The organism is Bradyrhizobium sp. CIAT3101 (genome assembly GCF_029714945.1).
Lineage (GTDB): Bacteria > Pseudomonadota > Alphaproteobacteria > Rhizobiales > Xanthobacteraceae > Bradyrhizobium.
The window spans coordinates 1,022,822-1,039,683 of sequence record NZ_CP121634.1 but is presented as its reverse complement, the minus strand read 5'-3'; the positions used below and the strand labels follow the sequence as shown (position 1 = coordinate 1,039,683).

Genomic DNA, 16,862 nt, shown 5'->3' with positions numbered 1-16,862 from the left:
CCACAACGGCAGCACTGAGGCATCCGTTCCTGTACGGGAGACACCCCTTTTCCCGCATAACACGAGGACGTGACTGCCCCGGCGCAACCCCGTAGTTTCCGCGGCGCAATTCCATCGGGACATGCAAGGGAAGTCGAGGAAACGCCATGGACAAGAAGATGCACGACAAGGGCCTGGAAGTCCGCAAAGCGGTGCTGGGCGAAGCCTATGTCAACAACGCGCTGAAGAACGTCGACGATTTCAACCGTCCGTTCCAGGAGATGCTCAACGAGTATTGCTGGGGCACGGTGTGGGGCCGCGAGGAGCTGCCGCGCAAGACCCGCAGCATGCTCAACATCGCGATGATCGCGATCCTCAACCGCCAGCACGAGTTCCGCGCGCATCTGAAGGGCGCGCTCACCAATGGCGTCAGCCGCGACGAGATCCGCGAGATCCTGATGCAGGTCGCGATCTATGGCGGCATGCCCGCCGCCGTCGACAGCTTCCGCATCGCGCGCGAGGTGTTCGCGGAGATCGACGGGAAGGCGTGAGGGGATCAGCCTCTCACCGTCGTCCCGGCGAAGGCCGGGACCCATAACCACCGTCGGATGTGGCTATGGGGACTCGGAGTCACCGCCATCACACAACGACTCCTCCCTGGGGTTATGGGTCCCGGCCTTCGCCGGGACGACAGCGGGGGATTGGGCGCGCACCTCGCTTCCAACAACGAAGAATCAAACAAAGGAAACACCATGGACATCGGATTCATCGGCCTCGGAAACATGGGTTTCCCGATGGCGCGGCGGCTGGTCGAGGCCGGGCACAAGCTCGTCGTGTTCGACACCCGCAAGGAAGCCGTCGACCAGTTGGTCGCGCGCGGTGCCATCGCTGCGACGTCGCCGAAGGACGTTGCCGACAAGGTCGAGACCGTGATGGCGAGCCTGCCGTCGCTGCAGGCCTCGCTCGAGGTTGCGACCGGCGCGAACGGCGTGATCGCGGGGAGCCGCGCCAAGCGCTTCATCGATCTGTCGACCGTCGGCTCGCAGATGGCTGCGAAGATTCACCGCCTGCTGGCCCAGCGCAACATCGTGCAGATCGACTGCCCCGTGTCCGGTGGCGTCGGCGGCGCCGAGAAGGGCACGCTGGCGGTGATGGTCTCGGGGCCGAAGGCGGAGTTCGAGCTGTTGAAGCCCGCGCTCGACGTGATCGGAAAGGTGTTCTTCATCGGCGAGAAGCCCGGTGCGGCGCAGACCATGAAGCTCGCCAACAATTTCCTCTCGGCGACCGCGATCGTGGCGACCTCGGAAGCCGTGGTGATGGGCGTGAAGGCCGGGCTCGATCCCGCCGTGATGATCGACGTCATCAATTCGGGCTCGGGCATGAACACCGCGAGCCGCGACAAGTTTCCGCGCTCGGTGCTGCCGCGGACCTTCGACTTCGGCTTCGCGACGGGACTGATGGTGAAGGATGTGCGGCTGGCGCTGGAGGAGATGAAGCAGCTCGGCCTGTCGATGGAGGTCGCGGATGCCGTCGGCCGCCTGTGGGAGACGGTGATCAGCGCGGAAGGCGCCGAATCCGATTTCACCGCGGCGATCAAGCCGATCGAGAAGAAGGCCGGCGTCGTGGTCGGCGGCAAGACCGGCGGGTTGGCGGGGAAATAGCGCCACCTTCTCCGCTGTCGTCCCGGACAAGCGAAGCGCCGATCCGGGACCATACCCACAGGGAGATGTTTGGCGAAGACTCGGAATGGGAGCTTTGCCCCACAGGCCTCCCTGGGGTTATCGGTCCCCGCGTTCGCGGGGACGACAGCGAGTTGATTGAACTGGCATCACACCTCATCACCGCTCGCGTCCTCGCAACCGACGCGCGAAGTCGTCGACCACTTCGCGACACCCTAATTCACCCTTGAGTTGTAATCTTCGTAAGTTATCCTGTCCGCCCTACACGACGGAAAAAAATCAGGGAGGACGGAATGAAGCGTCATCGACACTTACTTGTCGGTGCGACCACGGCCCTGTTTGCCTGTGTCGCATTCGGTACTTCGCCCGCCATGGCGACGGCGTGCACCAATCTTCGATCCTTGCAACTCCAGCACACGGTGATCAATTCGGCGGACGACAACACCACCGGCACCTTCGTCCCGCCTGGCTCGTGCCCGATCACCGGCCTTCCCGCATTCTGCCGCGTCACAGCAACCCTGATCCCCAGCTCGGACTCCGCCATCAAGATCGAGGTCTGGCTGCCCGAGACGAATTGGAACGGCAGGTTCCTCGGCACCGGCGGCGGCGGCTTCCAGGGCGTGATCACCTACAACGAGCTCGCCCTTGGTATCCAGGGCGGCTTTGCCGCGACCAACAGCGACCTCGGCACGGGATCGTCGGGATGCAACCCGCTGTTCTGCGGCTCGGCCGGCAACATGGGCAATCCGCTCGCGATCGACTTCGGCGATCCGACGGCGCCGTCGACGGGCCTGTTCGGACATCCCGAGCGGATCAAGGATTTCGGCTACCGCGCGATCCATCTGATGACCGAACGCGGCAAGGAGATCGTCAGCGCGTTTTACGGCCATCGATCGCAGCGGGCCTATTTCGCCGGCTGCTCCACCGGCGGCCAGAACGCCCTGATGGAGGCGCAGCGCTTCCCCAACGACTATGACGGCATCCTCGCCGGCGCCGCCGCCTTCAACCGCACCCACCTGCACATGGCGGGGCTCTATGGCTGGCAGAACACGCATGCGAGCCCCGGCCGGTTCATCCAGACCGGACAGATGACGCTGATCAACCAGGCCGTGCTCAAGCAATGCGTCGGCCAGGATGGCGGCGCCAAGACCGATCAGTTCCTGACCGATCCGCGCGACTGTCATTTCGATCCGAAGGTCCTGCAGTGCACCGGCGGCAACGCGCCGCCGGCCTGCCTGACCTCCGATCAGGTCACCACCATGCAGCGCTATTACGCCGGTACGATCGACCCGGTGAACGGACAGCTCGTCAATCCGGGCTCCGAGCGCGGCAACGAGACCGACGACATCCTTGCGCTTGGCCTGGCGTTCCAGGAGCGACTGCCCGAGCCGGGCTTCGACGGGTTGTTCTACTGGGTGTTCGGCCCGAGCTTCGGTTACCCCGCAAGCGCGACCAATTTTTCCAATTTCGATTTCCACCGCGACATCGACAAGGTCGACGACCAACTCGCCGCGGTGCTCAACGCGACCAGCACCGATCTCAGCGAATTCAGGGGGCATGGCGGCAAGCTGCTGATGTACCATGGCTGGGCCGACCCGCTGATCCCGTCGCAGAGCAGCATCAACTACTTCCTGGCGCTGGTGGGAAATGAAGGCCAGAGCGCCCAACCGGTCGGCTTCTTCGACCACGGCAACGGCAATCCGGCGCTGCGACGGACCCAGAGCTACGCGCGCCTGTTCATGGTGCCCGGGCTGTACCACTGTTCCGGTGGCCCCGGCCCCAACACGTTCGATGCGCTCACACCACTGGTCAAATGGGTCGAGGCCGGCGTCGCGCCGGAGACGATCCTCGCCACGAAATTCGTGGCCGATACGCCGCCCGCGGTTCAGATGACCCGGCCACTCTGCGTCTTTCCCAAGGTCGCGAGATACAACGGCAGCGGCGACACCAACGTCGCGGCGAGCTTCACCTGCGTCACCGACGAGAACGACTTCAACCAGAAGCCGGCTCCGAAATACGGGCCGTGAACAACAGGCAGCGCCGGCGAGTCCAACCTCGCCGGCGTCTCACAGCCACGGCGCCGGCGTGTCCATCGCGATGAGCTGCTCGACCTCGATGCGCGGGCGCACGACCGCGTATTGATCGCCCTTCACCAGCACCTCCGGCACCAGTGGCCGGGTGTTATAGGTGCCGGCCTGCACGGCGCCATAGGCGCCCGCGGTCATGATGGCGATGAGATCGCCCGGCTTCGGCGTCGGCAAGGTGCGGTCCAGAGCGAGGTAGTCGCCGGTCTCGCAGACGGGACCGACGACGTCGGCCATGATGGTCGCCGCACCCTTCGCCGGCTCCGTCACCGGCAGGATGTCGTGATGCGCCTCGTACAGCGTCGGGCGGATCAGGTCGTTCATCGCAGCGTCGATGATGACGAAGTTCTTGCCGTCGCCGTGCTTCACATAGATCACCTTGGCGACCAGGATGCCGGCATTGCCGACGATCATGCGGCCCGGCTCGAACATCAGCGTGCAGCCGAGATTGTGGCTGACGCGCTTGACCATCGCGGCATAGGCGTCAGGCGCCGGCGGCGCTTCGCGGTCCATGTAATAGGGAATGCCGAGCCCGCCGCCGAAATCGACGTGGCTGATGTTGTGACCGTCGGAACGCAGCGTCTGCACGAATTCGGACAGGATGCGGAACGCGGTCTCCATCTTGGAGAGATCGGTGATCTGGCTGCCGATATGCACGTCGGTGCCGGTCACCTCGATGCCGGGCAGCTTCGCAGCCCGCGCGTAAACCTCTCGGGCGTGGACGATCGGAATGCCGAACTTGTTTTCGGACTTGCCGGTCGAGATTTTTGCGTGCGTCCCGGCATCGACGTCCGGATTGACGCGGATGGAGATCCGCGCGGTCTTGCCCGTCTCGGTCGCGAGGCGCGACAGCAATTCGAGCTCGGGCTCGGATTCGACGTTGAGACAGAGGATGTCGGAGGCCAAGGCGGCGCGCAGCTCGGTCTCGGTCTTGCCGACACCGGAGAACACGATCTTGCTGGCGGGAATTCCGGCGGCCAGCGCACGCTTCAATTCACCGCCGGAGACGACGTCGGCGCCGGCGCCGAGCTTCGCCAGCGTGCGCAGCACCGACTGGTTCGAGTTCGCCTTCATGGCGTAGCAGACCAGCACCTTCTCGCCGGCAAAGGCATCGGCGAAGACGCGATAGTGCCGCTCGAGCGTGGCGGTCGAATAGCAATAGAACGGCGTGCCGACGGTCGCGGCCAGCTCGGACAGGTTCACCGCCTCGGCGTGCAGCACGCCGTTGCGATAGTCGAAATGGTTCATGGCGTTGGCTCAGTTGCCCCAGCCTATCGGCTGGGCTTTTCGTCCAGGAGCGGGTCGAGGATAAACGGTTTCTTCTTGCCCTTGGTCGCCGCCGGAGGGGCATCCGCGCCATAGGTCGGATTGAACACGCTCGGCGTTTTCTGGGCTTCGGTCTCGGTGTCGGTGGGCGCAGCGATGTTGGCCGTGGACGCGTTGGAGGCGGTCGGCGGCAGATCGAGCGGACCCTTGCGGCCGCAGCCGGCGAGCGCAAGCGCGCTCAGGCTCAAGACAATGATGGCCCACCCCGAGCCGGCCGGGCGAAACTTTGACGTCACGACGAAATCCCCACTACGCGGGCCGCACCATACAGAGATTGGCGCGCTCTGGCGAGAGCCGGATGACCATGAAACATAAGCGAAATTTTGCCTTCAGCCCAATTTTCGCTCTTTTTCCAACCGCTTCGCCCAGGCCTTGGCCTGCGACGTCACGTTCTTTGGCGCGGTGCCGCCGAAGCTGGTGCGGCTCTTCACCGACGATTCGACCGAGAGCACACCGAGCACGTCCTTGGTGATCTTCGGCTCGATCGCCTGCATCTCCTTCAGCGGCAGCTCGTGCAGCGCCACGCCGCCCTCGGCGGCCTTGGCCACGATGCGGCCGGTGACGTGGTGGGCGTCGCGGAACGGCATCTTCAGCGTCCGGACCAGCCAGTCGGCGAGGTCCGTCGCGGTGGCATAGCCCTCGCCGGCAGCCGCTTTCATCTTGGCTTCGTCGGGCACGAGATCGCGGACCATGCCGGTCATGGCGCGGATCGCCAGCGACAGCGCGGCAAAGCCCTCCATCGCGCCCTGCTTGTCCTCCTGCATGTCCTTTTGATAGGCGAGCGGCAGGCCCTTCATCACGATCAGGAGACCGTTGAGCGCACCGATGACGCGGCCGGTCTTGGCGCGCACCAGCTCGGCGGCATCCGGATTGCGCTTCTGCGGCATGATCGAGGAGCCGGTGGTGAACTTGTCGCTGAGGCGGATCATGCCGACCAGCGGCGAGGTCCAGATCACGATCTCCTCGGCGAAGCGCGACATGTGCACGGCGCAGATCGAGGCGGCCGACAATGTCTCCAGCACGAAGTCGCGGTCGGAGACCGCATCGAGCGAGTTCGCCATCGGACGGTCGAAGGCGAGCGCCTTTGCAGTGGCGTGACGATCGATCGGGAACGAGGTACCGGCGAGCGCAGCGGCGCCGAGCGGGGATTCGTTGAGCCGCTTGCGCGCATCCTGGAAACGGCCGCGATCGCGCGCAGCCATCTCGACATAGGCGAGCAGATGGTGGCCGAACGTCACGGGCTGCGCGGTCTGCAGATGCGTGAAGCCCGGCATCACCGTTCCCGCATGCTCCAGCGCGCGTTCCACCAGCGCCTGCTGGAACGCGGCGAGCGCGGCATCGGTCTCGTCGACGATGTCGCGGACATAGAGACGGAAGTCGGTCGCGACCTGGTCGTTACGCGAGCGCGCGGTGTGCAGGCGGCCGGCGGCGGGGCCGATCAGCTCCGACAGGCGGCTCTCGACATTCATGTGAATGTCCTCGAGCGCGCGCTTGAATTCGAAGCCGCCCTTGCCGATCTCTGACAAAATCGTGTCTAGACCCTTGCCGATATTTTTCGCATCAGAGGCCGTGATGATGCCCTGGCTGGCAAGCATCGCGGCGTGGGCCTTGGACGCGGCAATGTCCTGGGCAAAGAGGTGACGATCGACGTCGATGGAGACGTTGATCTCTTCCATGATCTCATCGGGACGTTCCGAGAACCGGCCGCCCCACATCTTGTTGCTCATGATCCCCTGCTCACGCCTTGCTTTGCCGCATGTTTGCTGGTGGAGGCCAGCCGTATTAAGAGGCCTCTGATAGCCATATCTGCGACCGGATGACAAACGATATGCTCGACAAGAAGCCCTCCGCCACGCGCCGGATCCCCATTGTCATCGCCACCGTGGTGGTCGGCGGACTGGCCGGCTTCGCCGCGCTGTATGGGCTCGGCCTGAGCCGGGCCCCGTCGGGCGATCCGGCCTGCCGGGCGGCGGTGGCGACGGCCCAAAAGATTGCTCCGCTCGCCCATGGCGAGGTGGCGGCACTGACCATGGCGAGCGCCCCCCTGAAGCTGCCCGACCTAGCTTTCGAGGATGCCGACGGCAAGCCGAGGAAGCTCTCGGATTTCCGTGGCAAGACCCTGCTGGTCAACCTCTGGGCGACCTGGTGCGTGCCGTGTCGAAAAGAGATGCCGGCGCTGGACCAGCTCCAGACCAAGCTGTCAGGCCCGAATTTCGAGGTGGTCGCGATCAATATCGATACCCGCGACCCCGAGAAGCCCAAAAACTTCCTGAAAGACGCCAATTTGACCAGGCTTGGCTATTTCACCGACCAGAAAGCCAAGGTTTTCCAGGATCTTAAGGCGATAGGCCGGGCCCTCGGCATGCCGACCTCGGTACTGGTCGATCCACAGGGCTGCGAGATCGCGACGATCGCGGGACCGGCCGAATGGGCCAGCGACGACGCGCTGAAGCTGATCCGGGCCGCGCTCGGGCCGGCCGCTGCGTCGCTTTAGGAAAGTTCAGGCGGTGACGTTGAGGTTGCCGCCGACGCCGGGGCCGACATTGGCAAGGGAGGGCTGACCGGCGCCCATCAGCGTCAGGACGGTGGATTTCTCCATGTCCATGTTCTGCTTCGTCAGCGTCGCCGCGATATTCGACTGCAGCGCGCCCTGCTGAGAGGCCAGCATGGTGCTGACCATCGCCATCATGTCCATACGCAAAACCCTCGTACCGCGCCGGACACTAGGGCGGATGGGTTAACGCGACATGAATTGATACACGGCAGAGCCACGGCGGAGGTGCCTTAGGGTGGGCAAAGGCGCGTTCGCGCCGTGCCCACGAGCTCTCTGGTTACAAAAAATGCGTGGGCACGCTGCGCTTTGCCCACCCTACGGCACCGAGACCGACTTATCGCGTCGGAACCGGCTTGGCGCCGCGGTAGTCGTAGAAGCCGCGCTGGGTCTTGCGGCCGAGCCAACCGGCCTCGACATATTTCACCAGCAGCGGGCACGGGCGATACTTGGAATCGGCCAGCCCCTCATGCAGCACCTGCATGATCGACAGACAGGTATCGAGACCGATGAAATCGGCGAGCTCCAGCGGGCCCATCGGGTGGTGGGCGCCGAGCTTCATCGCCGCGTCGATCGCCTCGACGTTGCCGACGCCTTCGTACAACGTGTAGATCGCCTCGTTGATCATCGGCAACAGGATGCGGTTGACGATGAAAGCCGGAAAATCCTCGGAGACGGCGACCTGCTTGCCGAGCTTGGCGACGAATTCCTTGGAGGCCTCGAAGGTCGAATCGTCGGTGGCGATGCCGCGGATCAGCTCCACCAGCTCCATCAGCGGCACCGGATTCATGAAGTGAATGCCGATGAAGCGCTCGGGCCGGTCGGTGGCGGCGGCGAGCCGGGTGATCGAGATCGAGGACGTATCGGAGGCGACGATCGCCTCCGGCTTCAGGATCGCGCAGAGGTCGTGGAAGATCTTGCGCTTGACCTCCTCCTTCTCGACAGCGGTCTCGATCACGAGATCGCAATCGGCGAGGTCGTCGAGCTTTTCGGCCAGCTTGATACGGGCGATCGCCTTGGCCTTGTCGTCCTCGGTCACGCCCTTCTTGGAGACCTGACGCGCCAGATTTCCGTTGATGGTCGCCATGCCCGACTTGAGGCGGTCGGCCGAGATGTCGTTGAGCACCACGTCAAAGCCGGCCAAGGCCGCGACGTGGGCGATGCCATTGCCCATCTGACCCGCGCCGATCACGCCGACCTTCTTGATTACTGCCGCCATAATGTCATCCACCGGAACGGCGCGCATATCGCGCCCTGCCTATCCCCTGAGCCGGGAGGTCTGATTGATCAGAAGCTCGATTAGATCAGAATCCTGGCTCGAAACCTAGATTGGATCGCTTCGAAGGCGTGCCCCACGCCAAAGAAAACGCCTCAGAAATGCGACACCGGCCGGAGTTTATGCCTCCGGCCGGTGTTTTTAACGCGTTTTACTTGCCGAGCTTGCCGAGTTCGGCCGTCAGCTCCGGAACCGCCTGGTAGAGGTCGGCGACCAGGCCGTAATCGGCGACCTGGAAGATCGGCGCGTCCTCGTCCTTGTTGATCGCGACGATCACCTTGGAGTCCTTCATGCCGGCCAGATGCTGGATCGCGCCGGAAATGCCAACCGCGACGTAGAGCTCGGGGGCCACGACCTTGCCGGTCTGGCCGACCTGCCAGTCGTTCGGCGCATAGCCGGCGTCCACCGCCGCGCGCGAGGCACCGACACCGGCGCCGAGCTTGTCGGCGAGCGGCTCGATGTACTTGGCAAAGTTCTCGCGGCTCTGCATGGCGCGGCCACCGGAGACGATGATCTTGGCCGAGGTCAGCTCGGGACGGTCGCTCTTGGCGACTTCCTCGCCGACGAAGGACGACAGGCCGGGATCGGCCACTGCCGCGACGCTCTCGACCGGCGCGCTGCCGCCGGCAGCTGCCGCCTGGAAGGTCGAGGTACGGACCGTGATGACCTTCTTGGCATCCTTCGACTTCACCGTCTGGATGGCGTTGCCGGCATAGATCGGACGCTCATAGGTGTCGGGGGCGACGACCTTGATGATCTCCGAGACCTGCATGACGTCGAGCAGCGCTGCGACGCGCGGCATCACGTTCTTGAAGCGCGAGGTCGCGGGCGCGACGATCGCGTCGTAGGACGGGGCCAGCGAGACGACCAGCGCGGCCAGCGGCTCGGCGAGATCGTGCGCGTAGGGCTCGCCTTCGGCGACCAGCACCTTGGCGACACCGGCGAGCTTCGAGGCCGCCTCGGCCGCAGCCTTGGTGCCCTGCCCGCCGCCTGCGACCAGCACGTGGACGTCGCCGCCGAGCTGGGAAGCCGCAGTGAGCGCCTTGTTGGTGGAGTCCTTGAGGACTTCGTGTTCGTGTTCAGCAATCAGCAACGTCGTCATCAGAGCACCCCGGCTTCGTTCTTGAGCTTCGACACCAGCTCGGCGACGTCCTTGACCTTGACGCCGGCCTTGCGGCCCGCGGGCTCAGCCGTCTTCAGAACTTCGAGGCGCGCGGTGACGTCGACGCCGTAATCGGCGACGGCCTTCTCCGCGATCGGCTTCTTCTTGGCCTTCATGATGTTGGGCAGCGAGGCATAGCGCGGCTCGTTGAGACGGAGATCGGTGGTGACGATCGCCGGTCCCTTCAGCTTGACGGTCTGCAGGCCGCCGTCGATCTCGCGGGTGACCTTGAAGTCGGCGCCTTCGACCTCGAGCTTCGAGGCGAAGGTCGCCTGCGACCAGCCGAGCAGCGCGGCCAGCATCTGGCCGGTCTGATTGCTGTCGTCGTCGATCGCCTGCTTGCCGAGAATGATCAGGCCGGGCTGCTCTTCTTCAGCGACCTTCTTCAGGATCTTGGCGACGGCGAGCGGCTCGACGGTGCCCTCGGCCTTCACCAGGATGCCGCGATCGGCGCCCATGGCGAGACCGGTGCGGATCGTCTCCGATGCCTGCGCCGGTCCGATGGAGACCACCACGACTTCGGTCGCCTTGCCGGCTTCCTTCAGGCGCAGCGCTTCCTCGACCGCGATTTCGTCGAAGGGGTTCATCGACATCTTCACGTTGGCGAGTTCAACGCCCGATCCATCGCCCTTGACGCGGACCTTGACGTTGTAATCGACCACCCGCTTTACCGGCACTAAGACCTTCATCGATCCTCTTTCACTCAATTTAGGAGGGGGGTTATTCAACTGGCGCGGAACCTAAAGGCCTGATCCGGCCCGGTCAACGCGCGACAGGGCCAAATTTTAGACCTTAGAAATGCGCGGCTCAATGGGTCAGTGACTTCGGGGTCAGCGGTTCTGGCCCGGAACCCAGAGCACGTCGCCGGCGCCATTATGGTTAGCGGCGCGGCTGGCCACGAACAGGAAGTCCGACAGGCGGTTCATATATTGGATGCCAGCGGCACCGACCGCCTCTCCGGGCTGGGCCGCCAGTTCCACCATCACACGTTCCGCCCTGCGGCAAATCGTGCGGGCGACATGGAGGCAGGCGGCGGCCGGCGTGCCGCCCGGCAGCACGAAGGACGTGAGCGGTGCGAGCTTGTCGTTGAGCGCGTCGATGTCGTGCTCGAGCCGCTCGACCTGGCTGGCCACCACCCGCAGCCGTTCCGCCTTACCCTCGCGTTCGGGCACCGCGAGATCGGCGCCGAGATCGAACAGATCGTTCTGAATGCGGCCGAGCATCGCATCGAGCTCCGGCGCATCGCTGGTGTGAAGGCGCACCACGCCGATCGCGGCATTGGTCTCGTCGACCGTACCGTAGGCCGCGATGCGCAGATCATATTTCGGACGACGCTCGCCGGTTCCGAGCGCTGTCGTGCCGTCGTCACCGGTCTTCGTATAGATGCGGTTGAGCACGACCATGTTAGCGCCCCATCGCCCAGACCGCGATCATCGCGATGACGATCGCGACGAACTGCAGGAGAACACGCAGGCGCATCAGCTTCTGCGAGGTGTTGGGCGAGCCGCCGCGCATCATGTTGACGAGACCGAGCAGCAGCACGATCGCCACGGCGCCGGCTGCCACCGGCAGGATGAAAGTACTCAGGAGAGATGCCATTTGGGGGTGATAACACCGTGTGCGGCGCTCCGCCATGGCGTTCCCAATCTGGCTTTTAGGCCAATAATATCAGAAGCTGGCTGGATGATTTCCGATTTGCGCGCATGGCCCGCCGTCTTCGCCTCTCCAGCCTTGTGGGGAGAGGGAGCATTACGGGGCAGGCTGTGAAGGTCATACGCACCGTCTATATCGTCGTTGAGGACGCCTTCTACACGTTCCTGGCCGACGACGGCTGGGCGATCTCGAGCCACATTGCGCTGTCGACGCTGATGGCGCTGTTCCCGTTCCTCATCGTGCTGACCTCGCTGGCCGGCTTCTTCGGCTCCAAGGAGCTCGCCGACCAGGCGGCCGGGCTGATGCTCGAGGTCTGGCCGAAGCAGGTGGCGGATTCACTGTCCGGCGAGATCCACGACGTGCTGACCACCACCCGCACCGGCGTGCTGACGATCGGCGCGGTGCTGTCGGTCTATTTCGCGTCCAACGGCGTCGAGGCGCTGCGGGTGGCGCTGAACCGCGCCTACGCGGTGGTCGAGATGCGGCGCTGGTACTGGCTGCGGCTGGAATCGATCGGCTACACGCTGGTCGCGGCCTTCACCGCGCTCGCCATGGCGTTCCTGATCGTGCTCGGCCCGCTCTTCATCGAGGCGGCGCGGCGCCATATTCCGCTGTTCGTCGAATCCAACGAGAGCATCCTCACCTGGCTGCGCTACGGCATCACCATCGGCGCGCTGGTGGTGGCGCTGCTTATCCTGCACGCCTGGCTGCCGGCAGGACGGCGCAGCTTCTTCCAGATCCTGCCCGGCATCGTCTTCACCATCGTGGCCTCGCTGATCTCGGGCATCGTGTTCGGACAATACCTGGCGCGCTTCGCCAACAATTACGTGACGATGTATGCGGGCTTGGCCTCGGTGATCATCGCGCTGGTGTTTCTGTATTTCATCGCCGCGATCTTCGTGTTCGGCGGCGAGCTCAACGCCGCGATCATCAAGTCGCGACTTCCTCACGGCGTTTCGCTTCAAGCAGCGCAGTCGCTAAGGCCCGCGGGGACACAGGCTTGACCAGGAAGGCGTCGGCGCCGGCCTCGCGCGACGCCGCCTCGTCCTCGCCGCGGCCGGACACGCCGATGATCGGGATCCGAGCCAGCGGCGCCTGCATTGTGCGGATCCGCCGGATCGCCTCGACGCCGTCGATGCCCGGCAACACCATGTCCATCAACACCGCATCGAAGCCGCCTTGCGCGAGCCGGTTCACGGCGTCCTCGCCGCGCCCGATGAACTCGGCATGATGGCCGAGCTCGGTCAGAATGGTGTTGAGCACGACACGGCCAAATGGATTATCTTCGACGCTCAGCACGCGCAGCGCCGCCAGCGCATCCGCCTCGCCGCGGCCCGGCTTGCGGGATTTCGCCGGCCCCGCCGCATCGAGAGAGACGGTCAGCGTGAAGGTGGCGCCACCGCCGCGCCGCGGCGCAACCACGATGTCGCCGCCCATCGCGCGCGCCAGTTGCTTCACCGAAGACAGACCGAGCCCGGCGCCGCCGAAGCGCGAGGCGATGGTGACATTGGCCTGGCTGAACGGGCGGAACAGCCGCTTGATCTCGGCCATGGTCAGGCCGATGCCGCTGTCGGACACCGAGAAGGCGACGCCGACCCGGCGCTTGTCCTTATCCCTGGCTTTGCCGCTTGCTTTGTCCTTGGCGGGACGCCAGGGCATAGCCGACATCGCTACGCCGCCCTGGTCGGTGAATTTCACCGCATTGTCGATCAGGTTCTCGAGCGCGGCGCGCAGGCGGACGGGATCGCCGACCACGAGGCCCGCCAGCTTGTCGGAGATCTCGACCTCGGCCTGGAGCCCCTTGGCGGCAGCGCGGCCGGCCAGCGAATCGCCGGTGCTGCGGGCGAGCGCCCGCAGATCGAACAGATCCTGCCGCAACGTGCTGCCGCCCGCACCCTTGCCGGTCTTGGCGGCATCGACGAACAGCGTGGCAAGGTTCGCCAGATGCTCGGCACCGGCTTTGATGGTGTCGGCCCAGCGCCGCTCCCGCTCGCCGAGATCGGAGGTCGACAGCAGATCGCTGATCGCGAGAATGCCGGTCAGGGGGGTGCGGACCTCGTGGGCAAAGGCTGCAAGCGCCGCCTGGATCACGTCAGGGGCAACGGCCTTGGTGCCGCGCTCGCGCAACCTCCCGGCTGCCCCGGACCGCTTCCGAGGCGGTTGCCTGGACTTTCGCGTGGTGCGCGCTGAGCGCGTTTTCGCCGCCATAAATCCCCTTCGAAGTATCCCTTCGAACCCCGGGCTATCGGCTCAGCATCGCACGGCGGAACCCCCGGAGTCACGGCGGCGTTTTGCTAACCCCCAGAGAAACTTAGCCTAATCCCACGGACCTGCGGATATCGGCAGGCGAGTGACCTGCAGCGCGCAACTCCCGCAGGCCGGTCGAGCGGTCCGATTTCGACAGCTTCCGCCCATCGGCGCCGCGAATCAGGGCGTGGTGGCGATAGGCGGGCTCCGGCAGGCCGAGCAAGGCCTGGAGCAGGCGGTGGACCGAGGTGGCGTGAAACAGATCCTGGCCGCGCACGATCTCGGTCACGCCCTGAAGCGCGTCGTCGACCACCACGGACAGATGGTAGCTGGTCGGGGTCTCCTTGCGGGCCAGGATCACGTCGCCCCACGCCTCGGGCCGCGCGGCGACCGTGCCGCGCTCGCCATCAGGGCCCTCGCCCAACTCGTTCCAACTCAGGCCGGTGACGCGCCGGCTGGCGGCGGTCATGTCGAGCCGCAGCGCATAAGGCGCGCCGGTATCGATCAGACGCGACCGCTCGTCGGCCGCCAGCGCTTTCGCCTCGCCGGGATGGAGCGGCGCGCCATCGGGATCGCGCGGCCATGGTCCACCGGCCTCGCGCGCAGCCACAAGCTTTGCGATCTCGGCACGGCTTTCGAAGGCGGGATAGACGAGGCCGAGCGCAGAGAGCTTCTCCAGCGCAGCGCGGTATTCGGCGAGATGCTCCGACTGCCGCCGCACCGGCATCTCCCAGCCGATCCCCAGCCAGGCGAGGTCTTCGTAGATCGCCGTCTCGAACTCCGGCCGGCAACGCGTCGCGTCGATGTCCTCGATCCGCAGCAACAGCCGCCCGCCGGTTTTGCGCGCGCGATCGAAATTGAGCAGCGCCGAGTAGGCGTGGCCAAGATGCAGATAGCCGTTCGGGCTGGGGGCAAATCGGAAAACGGGTGGCGGCATGTGGCAAGATCTCGTCATGGCCAAGACTCTGTATGACAAAGACTCTGTTACGATAGGAGATGGATGCGTGGGTCAAGCCTGTGCATGACAAGTAGAGCCATCATGACAATCCACCTCGAAACCCAGTCCGATCTCGAAGAGGCCGTCCACGCGCTGGTCAAGCGCGATCCGCGGCTCAAACCCGTGCTCGCGGTCGCGGGCATGCCGGCATTGCGGCGGCGTGAGCCGGGGTTTGCCGGGCTCGCCCATATCGTCTGCGGACAGCAGCTTTCGACCGCGAGCGCGGCTGCGATCTGGGGGCGGTTGTCCGCGGCCTTCGATCCATTCGACCACGAGGCCGTGCGCCGCGCCCGCACCGACCGGCTGGGACGGCTCGGCCTGTCGGCCGCCAAGATCAAGACGCTGAAACATCTCGCGCGTGAGCTCACCGCGCAGCGGCTGAACCTCGACGTGCTCGCGGAGGAGGATGCCGAGGCTGCGCACCACACGCTGATTGCACTGCCGGGCATCGGGCCGTGGACAGCCGATGTTTATCTGCTGTTCTGCCTCGGTCACGGCGATGCCTGGCCGGCCGGCGATATCGCCGTGCAAGAGGGCATCAAGATTGGCCTCGGCCTTTCGGCACGGCCGACGGAAAAGCAGATGGCACCGATCGCCGAGCCCTGGCGTCCGTTGCGTGGTGCTGCCGCGCATCTGTGGTGGAGCTATTATCGCGCGGTGAAGAAGCGCGAGGGTGTCATCGCTGGCGAAGTAAACGCCGTTTCAAACAATGTTGCTGTTGCAAAGCGCCCGCGGGTGAAAGAGAAGATCCCGGCACGGAAAAAGCCGGGACCCTCGCCATGACATCGACCGACTTCATCGTTGCGCGCAACGATCTCGGACAATGCAAGCTGATCGGGACCACCATTCCGGATGCAACCACACTCCCGGCCGATGCGCTTTTGGTGAAAGTCGAGCGCTTCGCCTTCACCGCCAACAACATCACCTATGCCGTGATGGGCGACGAGCTGAAATACTGGCAAATCTTTCCGGCCCCACAGGGCTTCGGCAACATCCCGGTGTGGGGCTTTGGCGAGGTGATCGCCTCGAAACATCCCGGCGTCGCGGTCGGCGAGCGGCTGTTCGGCTATTTCCCGATGGCGACCCATCTCGTCATCGAGGCCGCCGACGTCAGCAAGCGCGCTCTTCGTGACGGCGCCGAGCATCGCAAGCAGGTCTCGCCCGTCTACAATCTCTATTCCCGTGTCACCGACGACCCCGCCTTTGCGGGACATCGGGGCGATCTTCAGGCGCTGCTGCGGCCGCTGTTCATGCTGTCGTTCCTTGTCGACGACTTCCTCGCCGAGAACGACGACTTTGGCGCGAGCAGCGTGCTGCTCTCCAGCGCCTCCAGCAAGACCGCGTTCGGGCTTGCGCATCTCCTGCATAGCCGCGGCCGCAAGGTGATCGGGCTGACTTCGGCCGGCAACGCCGCCTTCGTCGGCTCGCTTCCTTGCTATGACGAGGTCATCACCTATGATCGCGTCAGTGCACTGGCGCCCGATGTACCCGTCGCCTTCGTCGACATGGCCGGCAGCAGCGCGCTGCGAACCGAGTTGCACCGACATTTCCGCGACCAGATGAAGTGCTCCGTGCGCGTCGGTTTGACGCATCGCGCCACCGATGCCGACGAAGCCGCGCTGCCCGGCGCGAAGCCGCGCTGGTTCTTCGCACCCGACCACATCCGCAAGCGGGCGAAGGATTGGGGTCCCGGCGGCATCGAGCAGCGCTTTGGCGCAGCATGGTCCGGTTTCGCACCGATGCTGGAGCGATGCCTGAGTGTCGTCGAAAGCTGCGGGCCCGAGGCGGTACGGCAAGTCTATCTCGACACGCTGAAGGGGCGCATTCCCCCTGAGCAGGGCCACATGCTCTCGCTGCTCGGGTAAAGCGCTTTTGACGTCGCCTGATCCAGTATAGCGTTCGACCTCA

The 16,862-nt window shown here is 64.9% G+C and carries 18 protein-coding genes; 7 read left to right on the top strand and 11 right to left on the bottom strand.

Annotation, left to right across the window (positions count from 1 at the left end; translation table 11 throughout):
- Nucleotides 1-146 precede the first annotated feature (146 nt).
- The 3 genes from QA645_RS04710 (at nucleotide 147) to QA645_RS04700 (ending at nucleotide 3,685) form a co-directional block, all read left to right on the top strand.
- Complete coding sequence (locus QA645_RS04710) at nucleotides 147-530, top strand: carboxymuconolactone decarboxylase family protein (RefSeq protein ID WP_014491654.1); 384 nt, start codon at nucleotides 147-149, stop codon at nucleotides 528-530.
- 201 nt (nucleotides 531-731) lie between these two features.
- Complete coding sequence (locus QA645_RS04705) at nucleotides 732-1,640, top strand: NAD(P)-dependent oxidoreductase (protein WP_283048519.1); 909 nt, start codon at nucleotides 732-734, stop codon at nucleotides 1,638-1,640.
- Nucleotides 1,641-1,951: 311 nt separating this feature from the next.
- Nucleotides 1,952-3,685 carry a tannase/feruloyl esterase family alpha/beta hydrolase gene (locus QA645_RS04700; protein WP_283048518.1) on the top strand — a complete coding sequence of 578 codons (1,734 nt, stop codon included), beginning with the start codon at nucleotides 1,952-1,954 and terminating at the stop codon, nucleotides 3,683-3,685.
- Between the two features lie 39 nt (nucleotides 3,686-3,724).
- On the opposite strand, the gene lysA is transcribed toward QA645_RS04700, so the two are convergent.
- From lysA to argH, 3 genes are all read right to left on the bottom strand, one after another.
- The gene (gene lysA, locus QA645_RS04695) at nucleotides 3,725-4,990 is read right to left on the bottom strand and encodes a diaminopimelate decarboxylase (RefSeq protein ID WP_254195811.1); all 1,266 of its coding nucleotides are present in this window, start codon (nucleotides 4,988-4,990) and stop codon (nucleotides 3,725-3,727) included.
- Nucleotides 4,991-5,013: 23 nt separating this feature from the next.
- On the bottom strand, nucleotides 5,014-5,304 hold the full coding sequence (locus QA645_RS04690) for a lipoprotein (protein ID WP_254134669.1): 291 nt from the start codon (nucleotides 5,302-5,304) through the stop codon (nucleotides 5,014-5,016).
- A gap of 93 nt (nucleotides 5,305-5,397) precedes the next feature.
- Entirely contained in the window at nucleotides 5,398-6,795 is a 1,398-nt protein-coding gene (gene argH, locus QA645_RS04685; protein WP_283048516.1) for an argininosuccinate lyase, read from the bottom strand.
- Between the two features lie 101 nt (nucleotides 6,796-6,896).
- Here argH and QA645_RS04680 point away from each other — a divergent pair, with 101 nt between their 5' ends.
- Nucleotides 6,897-7,562: a TlpA disulfide reductase family protein gene (locus tag QA645_RS04680; protein ID WP_254135550.1), complete on the top strand. Its 666-nt coding sequence runs from the start codon at nucleotides 6,897-6,899 to the stop codon at nucleotides 7,560-7,562.
- A 6-nt stretch (nucleotides 7,563-7,568) separates the two neighbouring features.
- Here the strand turns inward: QA645_RS04680 and QA645_RS04675 are convergent, their stop codons facing one another.
- The 6 genes from QA645_RS04675 to QA645_RS04650 form a co-directional block, all read right to left on the bottom strand.
- Nucleotides 7,569-7,763 carry a hypothetical protein gene (locus QA645_RS04675; protein ID WP_212297328.1) on the bottom strand — a complete coding sequence of 65 codons (195 nt, stop codon included), beginning with the start codon at nucleotides 7,761-7,763 and terminating at the stop codon, nucleotides 7,569-7,571.
- Nucleotides 7,764-7,956: 193 nt separating this feature from the next.
- A complete protein-coding gene (locus QA645_RS04670) occupies nucleotides 7,957-8,838 on the bottom strand; it encodes a 3-hydroxybutyryl-CoA dehydrogenase (RefSeq protein WP_283048512.1) in 882 nt (293 codons plus the stop codon).
- A gap of 208 nt (nucleotides 8,839-9,046) precedes the next feature.
- Complete coding sequence (locus QA645_RS04665; RefSeq protein ID WP_254134672.1) at nucleotides 9,047-9,997, bottom strand: FAD-binding protein; 951 nt, start codon at nucleotides 9,995-9,997, stop codon at nucleotides 9,047-9,049.
- Nucleotides 9,997-10,746, bottom strand: a complete 750-nt coding sequence (locus QA645_RS04660) for an electron transfer flavoprotein subunit beta/FixA family protein (RefSeq protein WP_283048510.1) — start codon at nucleotides 10,744-10,746, stop codon at nucleotides 9,997-9,999. The genes QA645_RS04665 and QA645_RS04660 overlap by 1 nt, the downstream gene beginning before the upstream one ends.
- Nucleotides 10,747-10,887: 141 nt before the next feature.
- Entirely contained in the window at nucleotides 10,888-11,460 is a 573-nt protein-coding gene (locus QA645_RS04655; RefSeq protein WP_283048508.1) for a cob(I)yrinic acid a,c-diamide adenosyltransferase, read from the bottom strand.
- 1 nt (nucleotide 11,461) lies between these two features.
- Nucleotides 11,462-11,656 carry a twin transmembrane helix small protein gene (locus tag QA645_RS04650; RefSeq protein WP_254134675.1) on the bottom strand — a complete coding sequence of 65 codons (195 nt, stop codon included), beginning with the start codon at nucleotides 11,654-11,656 and terminating at the stop codon, nucleotides 11,462-11,464.
- A gap of 164 nt (nucleotides 11,657-11,820) precedes the next feature.
- Here QA645_RS04650 and QA645_RS04645 point away from each other — a divergent pair, with 164 nt between their 5' ends.
- Nucleotides 11,821-12,714, top strand: coding sequence for a YihY/virulence factor BrkB family protein (locus QA645_RS04645; RefSeq protein WP_254134676.1), 894 nt, complete (start codon nucleotides 11,821-11,823; stop codon nucleotides 12,712-12,714).
- Here QA645_RS04645 and QA645_RS04640 read toward each other — a convergent pair.
- Entirely contained in the window at nucleotides 12,641-13,918 is a 1,278-nt protein-coding gene (locus QA645_RS04640) for an ATP-binding protein (protein WP_283048503.1), read from the bottom strand. The genes QA645_RS04645 and QA645_RS04640 overlap by 74 nt on opposite strands.
- Nucleotides 13,919-14,021: 103 nt before the next feature.
- Nucleotides 14,022-14,894, bottom strand: coding sequence for a tRNA glutamyl-Q(34) synthetase GluQRS (gene gluQRS, locus QA645_RS04635; protein WP_283048501.1), 873 nt, complete (start codon nucleotides 14,892-14,894; stop codon nucleotides 14,022-14,024).
- 102 nt (nucleotides 14,895-14,996) lie between these two features.
- On the opposite strand from gluQRS, the gene QA645_RS04630 reads away from it, so the two are divergent.
- Together QA645_RS04630 and QA645_RS04625 are read left to right on the top strand one after the other, a co-directional pair.
- Complete coding sequence (locus QA645_RS04630) at nucleotides 14,997-15,737, top strand: DNA-3-methyladenine glycosylase (RefSeq protein WP_283048499.1); 741 nt, start codon at nucleotides 14,997-14,999, stop codon at nucleotides 15,735-15,737.
- Nucleotides 15,734-16,819 (top strand): DUF2855 family protein, encoded by a 1,086-nt coding sequence (locus QA645_RS04625; RefSeq protein ID WP_283048497.1) that lies wholly within the window; start codon nucleotides 15,734-15,736, stop codon nucleotides 16,817-16,819. The genes QA645_RS04630 and QA645_RS04625 overlap by 4 nt, the downstream gene beginning before the upstream one ends.
- Nucleotides 16,820-16,862 lie beyond the last annotated feature (43 nt).

Coding starts and splice junctions, on each gene's coding strand:
- QA645_RS04625 (WP_283048497.1), top strand. CDS start 15,734: ATGACATCGACCGACTTCATCGTTGCGCGCAACGATCTCGGACAATGC.
- QA645_RS04680 (WP_254135550.1), top strand. CDS start 6,897: ATGCTCGACAAGAAGCCCTCCGCCACGCGCCGGATCCCCATTGTCATC.
- QA645_RS04705 (WP_283048519.1), top strand. CDS start 732: ATGGACATCGGATTCATCGGCCTCGGAAACATGGGTTTCCCGATGGCG.
- QA645_RS04630 (WP_283048499.1), top strand. CDS start 14,997: ATGACAATCCACCTCGAAACCCAGTCCGATCTCGAAGAGGCCGTCCAC.
- QA645_RS04700 (WP_283048518.1), top strand. CDS start 1,952: ATGAAGCGTCATCGACACTTACTTGTCGGTGCGACCACGGCCCTGTTT.
- QA645_RS04710 (WP_014491654.1), top strand. CDS start 147: ATGGACAAGAAGATGCACGACAAGGGCCTGGAAGTCCGCAAAGCGGTG.
- QA645_RS04670 (WP_283048512.1), bottom strand. CDS start 8,838: ATGGCGGCAGTAATCAAGAAGGTCGGCGTGATCGGCGCGGGTCAGATG.
- argH (WP_283048516.1), bottom strand. CDS start 6,795: ATGAGCAACAAGATGTGGGGCGGCCGGTTCTCGGAACGTCCCGATGAG.
- QA645_RS04660 (WP_283048510.1), bottom strand. CDS start 10,746: ATGAAGGTCTTAGTGCCGGTAAAGCGGGTGGTCGATTACAACGTCAAG.
- QA645_RS04665 (WP_254134672.1), bottom strand. CDS start 9,997: ATGACGACGTTGCTGATTGCTGAACACGAACACGAAGTCCTCAAGGAC.
- QA645_RS04640 (WP_283048503.1), bottom strand. CDS start 13,918: ATGGCGGCGAAAACGCGCTCAGCGCGCACCACGCGAAAGTCCAGGCAA.
- QA645_RS04655 (WP_283048508.1), bottom strand. CDS start 11,460: ATGGTCGTGCTCAACCGCATCTATACGAAGACCGGTGACGACGGCACG.
- QA645_RS04675 (WP_212297328.1), bottom strand. CDS start 7,763: ATGGACATGATGGCGATGGTCAGCACCATGCTGGCCTCTCAGCAGGGC.
- gluQRS (WP_283048501.1), bottom strand. CDS start 14,894: ATGCCGCCACCCGTTTTCCGATTTGCCCCCAGCCCGAACGGCTATCTG.
- QA645_RS04650 (WP_254134675.1), bottom strand. CDS start 11,656: ATGGCATCTCTCCTGAGTACTTTCATCCTGCCGGTGGCAGCCGGCGCC.
- lysA (WP_254195811.1), bottom strand. CDS start 4,990: ATGAACCATTTCGACTATCGCAACGGCGTGCTGCACGCCGAGGCGGTG.